We start from the raw sequence: 6,334 nt of genomic DNA, 5'->3' as shown, positions 1-6,334 counted from the left end.
CTGCAGCAATCATGACACCTACGAGGCCTAGCAGAAAAAAAGCAACAATAGGCCAGACCCAAAAACCCCAATACTCTTTGCGCCGAGCACGACCGGAGAAATTGAAATAATAACTAGTCATGCCGCGTTTGAAGTAACCGAAGAAACCCAGGTCCCTTCCAACATCACCCATGTAGGGACCAGCTTGTGTACCAGAAAGGACGTAAATCTCCTTGGCGTCCTTTTCATCAAAGTCGAAATCCACCAGCATTCCGGCCCGTATCGGAACTAGCCGCATTAAATCAGAACGCTTGAAATTGTAACGAATTCCGTCTTCGCCGGAAATTTGCCCGACCCCAGAATTGTCGTCGTAGTGAAGTATCTGGCCTTTCAATTGTGCCCCCAAAGCAACTAAACGAAGCGATATGGCAAAAGATTCTATTACTTGGCAAGATCGAGACAGTAAGTGCCGGGCGCAAAATCTGCTCGAACGCCTCATCGCCTGCCCCTCGGTTACGCCGGAAACGGCAGGCGTGCTCGACCTTCTGGCGAAAGAGCTCGAGGGGATCGGCTTTGCCGTGACCCATCTGCGGTTCGATGGCGACGGGTCCTATCCCGTCGACAACATTTTTGCGACGCGCGGTACGGGCGGCCGAAAACTGCTCTTTGCCGGGCATACAGACGTGGTGCCGCCGGGCGATGGCGCGCAGTGGACGAGCGATCCCTTCGTGCCGCGCATCGAGGGCGGCAAGCTTTTCGGACGTGGTGCGGCCGACATGAAATCGGGCGTTGCTGCCTTTGTCGCCGCCTGTGCCGCCATTCCCGCCGAAGCGGGGACGATCCAGCTCGCCATTACCAATGACGAAGAGGCCGATGCCATCAATGGCACGGAAAAGCTGGTGCGCTGGATGGCCGACAATGGCCATGGGTTCGACTTTGCCCTTGTGGGCGAGCCGAGTTCGGCCGAAGCGCTGGGCGACAGCATCAAGATCGGACGGCGCGGCTCGTTTTCGGGCGTCGTGACGGTGAAAGGCGTGCAGGGGCATGTCGCCTATCCGCACAAGGCCAACAATCCGCTGCCGGTGCTGGCGGTGATTTTGACGGCGCTGAGCACGACCAGGCTCGATGATGGCACGGAGCATTTTCCGGCCAGCAATCTCGAAGTGACGACGGTGGATGTCGGCAACCCCACCAGCAATGTCATTCCCGGCGCGGGCACGCTGAAATTCAACATTCGCTACAACGACACCTGGACGCCGGACAGCTTGGCCGAATGGGTGCGCGGGCGGATCGCATCGGTCGACGCCAGGGGAACCGAGGTTAATTTCGCGATTGCGGGCGTGCCCTCGCGGTCGTTCCTCTCCCCGCTCAGCGACGATATCGACACCCTTTCTGACGCCATCGAAGACGTCACGGGGCGGCGGCCGGAATTTTCGACGGGCGGCGGCACTTCGGATGCGCGCTTTGTCGCCCAATATGGGCCGGTGGTGGAATGCGGGCTCGTCGGCCCCTCCATGCACAAGGCAGACGAGCATATCTCGATCACCGATCTCGTCGGGCTGACGGCGATCTACGAAAGCTTTATGGAAAAGTTCTTTTCGGGCGAGGTGGAATGAAGATCTGGGCTGCGCTGAAAAACGCCCTGGCCGGCTGGATCGCCATCATCCGTGGCGATGCTGACTGGCAGGGACATTTTTCGATTTCCGCCGCGGGTCTAGCGACGGCGCTGGTGCTGTTCCTGTTCTTCGCCGTGCTCTCGATTGCGCTCGCCACCGCCGATGTCGGCATACCGAGCCTTTTCGGCCTCATCATCGCCCTGCTGGTGCAGAGCCTTTCCATCGTCGCGCTACTGGCCAGCATTTTCATTACCAGGAAACTGGTGCCGGTTCCGGTGCAAACGCTGGGCCTGCTCGTGCCCGGCGTTTATGCGCTCATCACCTATCTCATTGTCGGCACCATACTCTCGCTGATTGCCGGGCCGGTGCTGGTGCTGCTCTGGCTGGGGCTGGCTTATCTGCTCTTCTGCCTCGGCTGGCGCACCGAGGGGTGGAATATTGGTGTGGCTGCGGCATTTGCGGTTTTGACCATGGTGCTGCTTGTCGGTATGCCTGTGACGCTCTACATGGTGCTTGGCCCTGTGGCCGCGCCCACCCCTTGAGACGAGACGCACGCCCTTGGCCCAGTCCAATGCTCCATTTTTCGAAGAAGCCGCCCATGCTCTGCGGGGCTGCCTTGCCCTCGTCACCGGCAAGCGCGACGCTTCGGCCTATTTCGATTTTTCCCAGCGCGGACTTGTCGGCAGCCTGATTGCCGCTGTCGTCGCCGTCATGCTGGCGGCTTTTGGACCGCAACTGCTGGGCATTCACATGCCGGCAGGCGCTGCAACGCAGTCAGTTATCGTCAATGGCGTGCTGTTCCTCGCCCAAGCGGGCATGGCGGCCATCGTGCTGCGACAGATGGGCCGGCAGGACGGGTTTATCCCCTACCTCGTCGCCAGCAATTGGGTGACGCTGTTTTCGGCGGTGCTGCTGCTGATCTCGACGCTTTTCGGTGAAGCCGGCATCGTGCTACTGCTCGGCATCGCCATTGTGGCGCTGCTGACCTTCATCAATATCGGCCGTTTTATCGTGACGCTGACGCCGCTGCAGATTGGTCTGCTGTTCGTGTCGCAGGCCGTGGGCGTGTTCCTGGCACTGGGCATCGTCGCCCTCTTCCTGCCCGCCTCGGCCCTGACCTAGTAGTCGACTTTCACAAAGTAGAGCCCCGCTGATGGCGCCATGGCGCCGCAGCGGCTGCGGTCGGCCGCATCAAGCGCGGCGCGGAAATCGGCCGGGCTCCATTTGCCCTCACCCACGAGTTTCAGCGAACCGACCATGGAGCGCACCTGATGGTGCAGGAAGCTGCGGGCACTGGCGGTGACGACGATATGGTCGAGTTCACGGCGCACGGCAAAGTGGTCGAGCGTGCGGATGGGCGAATTGGCCTGGCACTCGGAGGAGCGGAAGGTCGTGAAATCGTGGCGGCCGAGAATTTTCTGCGCGGCGAGGTGCATCACTTCGGCGTCGAGCGGCATGGGGACGTGCCAGACCTGATGGCGCTCGAGCGCGGCGGGGGCGCGGCGATTGAGGATGCGGTACTCGTAGTGACGCGCGAGGGCCGAGAAGCGGGCCTCGAAGGTCTCGGAGACCACTTCGCAGTCGATGACGGCGGCGGGATGCGGGCGCAGGTGATAATTGAGCGCCTCGCGCACTCGGAACGGGTCGCGGTCGGTGGAGAGGTCAAAGCTGACGACCTGGCCCAGGGCATGCACGCCGGCATCGGTGCGGCCGGAGGCTTGCGTTGAAACCGTTTCGCCCGAGAAGCGGAAGATCGCGTCTTCGAGGGCTTGCTGCACGCTCATCCGATCGGCCTGGCGCTGCCAGCCGCAGAAGGGCGTGCCGTCATATTCGATGGTGATGCGATAGCGTGGCATCAGCCGACGACAGTTGCAGGCAAGACTCCTGCCCCGCGGAGGAACGTTGCCGCGTCCATCGCGCCCTTGCCTTCGCGCTGCACCTGGGTGAGGCGGACGGCGCCAGAGCCACAAGCAATGGTCAGGTCAGGGCCGATCAGCGTGCCGGGAGCGGCATTGCCGGAGGCGATGGTGGAACGCAGCGCCTTGATGCGGGTGGGCTTGCCGGCGAGCTCCAGCTCGAACCAGGCGCCCGGGAAAGGCGAAAGGCCGCGAATGGTGTTGTGGACCTCTTCGGCGGATTTGGAGAAATCGAGCTTGGCCTCGGCCTTTTCGATCTTTGCCGCATAGGTGACGCCGGCTTCGGGCTGGGGCGTGAAATCCAAGCTGCCGCGTTCGAGCGCGGCGAGGGCGCGGCCCATGAGGTCGGCGCCGAGGCGCATCATCTGGTCGTGCAATTCGCCCGCGGTCATGTCGGGGCCGATGGGGATGATTTCCGTCGGGCCCATGGCGCCGGTGTCGAGACCTTCGTCCATGTTCATCACCACGATGCCGGTCTGCTTGTCGCCGGCCATGATGGCGCGCTGCATGGGCGCGGCGCCGCGCCAGCGGGGGAGCAAGGAGCCGTGGAGATTAAGGCAACCTTCGGTTGGCGCCTCGAGTATGGCTTTGGGCAGGATCAGGCCATAGGCGACGACTACGGCGACGTCAGCCTCGAGAGAGGCGAACTGGGCCTGCTCGGCCTCGTTGCGCAGGCTTTTCGGCGTGAAGACGGGAATGCCGAAATTTTCGGCCGCTTCATGCACCGGGCTCTTGCGCTCGGCCTGGCCGCGACCGGCCGGCTTTGGCGCGCGTGTATAGACCGCGATCACTTCGTGGCCGGAAGCGACGATCTCGGTCAGCGTCGGTACGGAAAATTCGGGCGTGCCCATGAAGACGACGCGCATTGGCTTTACTCCTGGGCAGATGCCCCGCGCGAGCGCGGGGCTTGGGCTCTTAGCGCGCAGCCAGCTTGGCTTGCTTGTCGAACTTCTTGATAACGCGGTCGCGCTTCAGGCGGCTGAGATAGTCGATGTAGAGCACGCCATCGAGGTGATCGAGTTCGTGCTGGATGCAGACGGCGAGCTTGCCATCGGCGTCCTTGGTGACTTCCTTGCCGTCGAGATCGGTGTACTTCACCGTGACCGTCGAGGGGCGCTCGACTTCATAGTAGAGCTCGGGGATCGACAGGCAGCCCTCTTCGGTCACCTGGATCTCGTCGCCGAACTTGGTGATTTCGGGATTGATCATGACGAGCGGGGTCGGGGTTTCGCCTTCTGCGGCGAGGTCCATGACGACGATGCGCTTCATCACCCCGATCTGGGGCGCGGCCAGGCCAATGCCCGGGGCATCATACATGGTGTCGAGCATGTCCTTGGCCAGGGTCTTGATCTCCTCGTCAACCTCGACGATCGGATCGGCAACTGCGCGCAGGCGCGCGTCGGGAATGATGAGAATAGGGCGGATGGCCATGGCAAAGGTCCGGCAATATCTGGATTTGCACCCGATATGGCGTTTTGAGGCCCTGCGGTCAACTGCAGAGGTCGTCTGCGCACCGCGCAGAATAGAACATTTTAAGAACAGAAGAATCGGGTAGAGTGCCGCAATGAGTGAACTCGACACTATTCTGTTCATGGTCGGCTCCGTGCCGGTGACCCTGGGGCTTGCGCTTGTTGTCGGCATCGTGGTGCTGCTGGCGACAGGCGTTTTTCTTCTCGTCGGCTCGGCCCGCGCCAATGCGCAGCGGGCCGATGACGCAGCGCGGGAAGCAAGCGAAAATCTCAAGGCCAGTTTTCTTGAACAGATTGCGCAGCGCGACATGCGCATTCGCGACCTTGATCTCGTGCTGGTTCGCGAGCGCGAGCGGGCGGGCGAACTGATCGACAATGAGCGGGAAAAGAACAGCGAACTGACGGCTGAACTGGCGGCGATGCGGACGCGGCTCGACGAGCAGAACAGGCAGAACGAAGCCAATATGAAGCGCTTTACCGAAGCGCGGCAGCAGATGACCGACGAGTTCAAGGCCATTGCCGGTGACGTACTCAAAAGCCATGGCGAGACGTTTTCCAAGCAGAACCGCGAGCAGGTCGACACCCTGCTCAAGCCGTTGCAGGACAAGATCACCGAGTTTCACAAGAACCTCGTCGAGGATCGCTCGGCCATGGGCGAGCGCATCCGCGCTTTGGCCGAGAGCAATCTGCAGATCACCACGGAAGCGCAAAATCTCACTCGGGCACTAAAGGGCAATTCGCAGACGCAGGGCGCCTGGGGCGAAATGATCCTTTCCACCATTTTGGAGCAATCGGGCCTGCGCGAGGGCGAGCAGTATTTTACCCAGCAAAGCCATAGCGGCGAAGACGGGCAGCGCGTCCGGACCGACGTCGAAATCCTCATGCCCAATGGCGACAAGCTGGTCATCGACTCGAAAGTCTCCCTCACCGCCTTCGAAGCCTTTGTGAACAGCGAGGAGCTGGATCGGGACCAGCATCTGCGCGCCCATATCACTTCGGTGCGCGGCCATATCACGACGCTGGGCGACAAGAGCTACCACCGCGCCGCCAAGTCGAGCCTCGACTATGTGATGATGTTCGTGCCGATTGAATCGGCGCTGGCGACGGCGATCCAGCATGACACCAAGCTTGTCGAATTCGGCATGGGCAAGGGCGTGATGCTGACGACGCCGACAACGCTGATGACGGTGCTGCGGACCGTGCGCAATGTCTGGGACATCGAAAAGCGCCACCAGAATGCCGAGGAAATCGCCGAGCGGGCCGGCGCGCTTTACGAGAAGGTCGCCGGGTTCCTTGGGACCATGGACAAGGTGGGCAGCAGCATCGAGCGCGCGAGCCAGGATTTTGCCAAGGC

8 protein-coding genes are annotated in these 6,334 nt (G+C 61.7%); 4 read left to right on the top strand and 4 right to left on the bottom strand.

Annotated features, from left to right (window positions below; all coding sequences use genetic code 11):
• Nucleotides 1–373 (bottom strand): DUF805 domain-containing protein (locus J0I64_RS21990; protein ID WP_291412338.1); only part of this gene is annotated, 373 nt, incomplete at its 3' end.
• Nucleotides 374–404: 31 nt separating this feature from the next.
• Here J0I64_RS21990 and dapE point away from each other — a divergent pair.
• The 3 genes from dapE to J0I64_RS21975 are packed head-to-tail and all read left to right on the top strand — an operon-like array spanning nucleotide 405 to nucleotide 2,717.
• On the top strand, nucleotides 405–1,595 hold the full coding sequence (dapE, locus tag J0I64_RS21985; protein WP_291412336.1) for a succinyl-diaminopimelate desuccinylase: 1,191 nt from the start codon (nucleotides 405–407) through the stop codon (nucleotides 1,593–1,595).
• Nucleotides 1,592–2,137 carry a hypothetical protein gene (locus J0I64_RS21980; protein ID WP_291412334.1) on the top strand — a complete coding sequence of 182 codons (546 nt, stop codon included), beginning with the start codon at nucleotides 1,592–1,594 and terminating at the stop codon, nucleotides 2,135–2,137. Before dapE ends, J0I64_RS21980 begins: the two co-directional genes overlap by 4 nt.
• Before the next feature lie 16 nt (nucleotides 2,138–2,153).
• A complete protein-coding gene (locus tag J0I64_RS21975; protein WP_291412332.1) occupies nucleotides 2,154–2,717 on the top strand; it encodes a hypothetical protein in 564 nt (187 codons plus the stop codon).
• Here the strand turns inward: J0I64_RS21975 and truA are convergent.
• From truA to def, 3 genes are read right to left on the bottom strand one after another with little or no spacing between them, the layout of a single operon-like run.
• A complete protein-coding gene (gene truA / locus J0I64_RS21970; RefSeq protein WP_291412329.1) occupies nucleotides 2,714–3,451 on the bottom strand; it encodes a tRNA pseudouridine(38-40) synthase TruA in 738 nt (245 codons plus the stop codon). The genes J0I64_RS21975 and truA overlap by 4 nt on opposite strands.
• Nucleotides 3,451–4,377: a methionyl-tRNA formyltransferase gene (fmt, locus tag J0I64_RS21965; RefSeq protein WP_291412327.1), complete on the bottom strand. Its 927-nt coding sequence runs from the start codon at nucleotides 4,375–4,377 to the stop codon at nucleotides 3,451–3,453. Before fmt ends, truA begins: the two co-directional genes overlap by 1 nt.
• 49 nt (nucleotides 4,378–4,426) lie before the next feature.
• Entirely contained in the window at nucleotides 4,427–4,942 is a 516-nt protein-coding gene (def, locus tag J0I64_RS21960; RefSeq protein ID WP_291412324.1) for a peptide deformylase, read from the bottom strand.
• A 133-nt stretch (nucleotides 4,943–5,075) separates the two neighbouring features.
• Between def and J0I64_RS21955 the strand changes: the two genes are divergently transcribed.
• Nucleotides 5,076–6,334, top strand: a 1,259-nt coding sequence (locus J0I64_RS21955) for a DNA recombination protein RmuC (protein WP_291412322.1), incomplete at its 3' end; no start/stop codon positions are given.

The sequence above is a fragment of the Devosia sp. genome (assembly GCF_017307565.1).
In the GTDB taxonomy this organism is placed as follows: Bacteria; Pseudomonadota; Alphaproteobacteria; order Rhizobiales; family Devosiaceae; genus Devosia.
The sequence above is the reverse complement of the archived record's forward strand: the minus strand, read 5'-3'. Positions and strand labels throughout refer to the sequence as shown.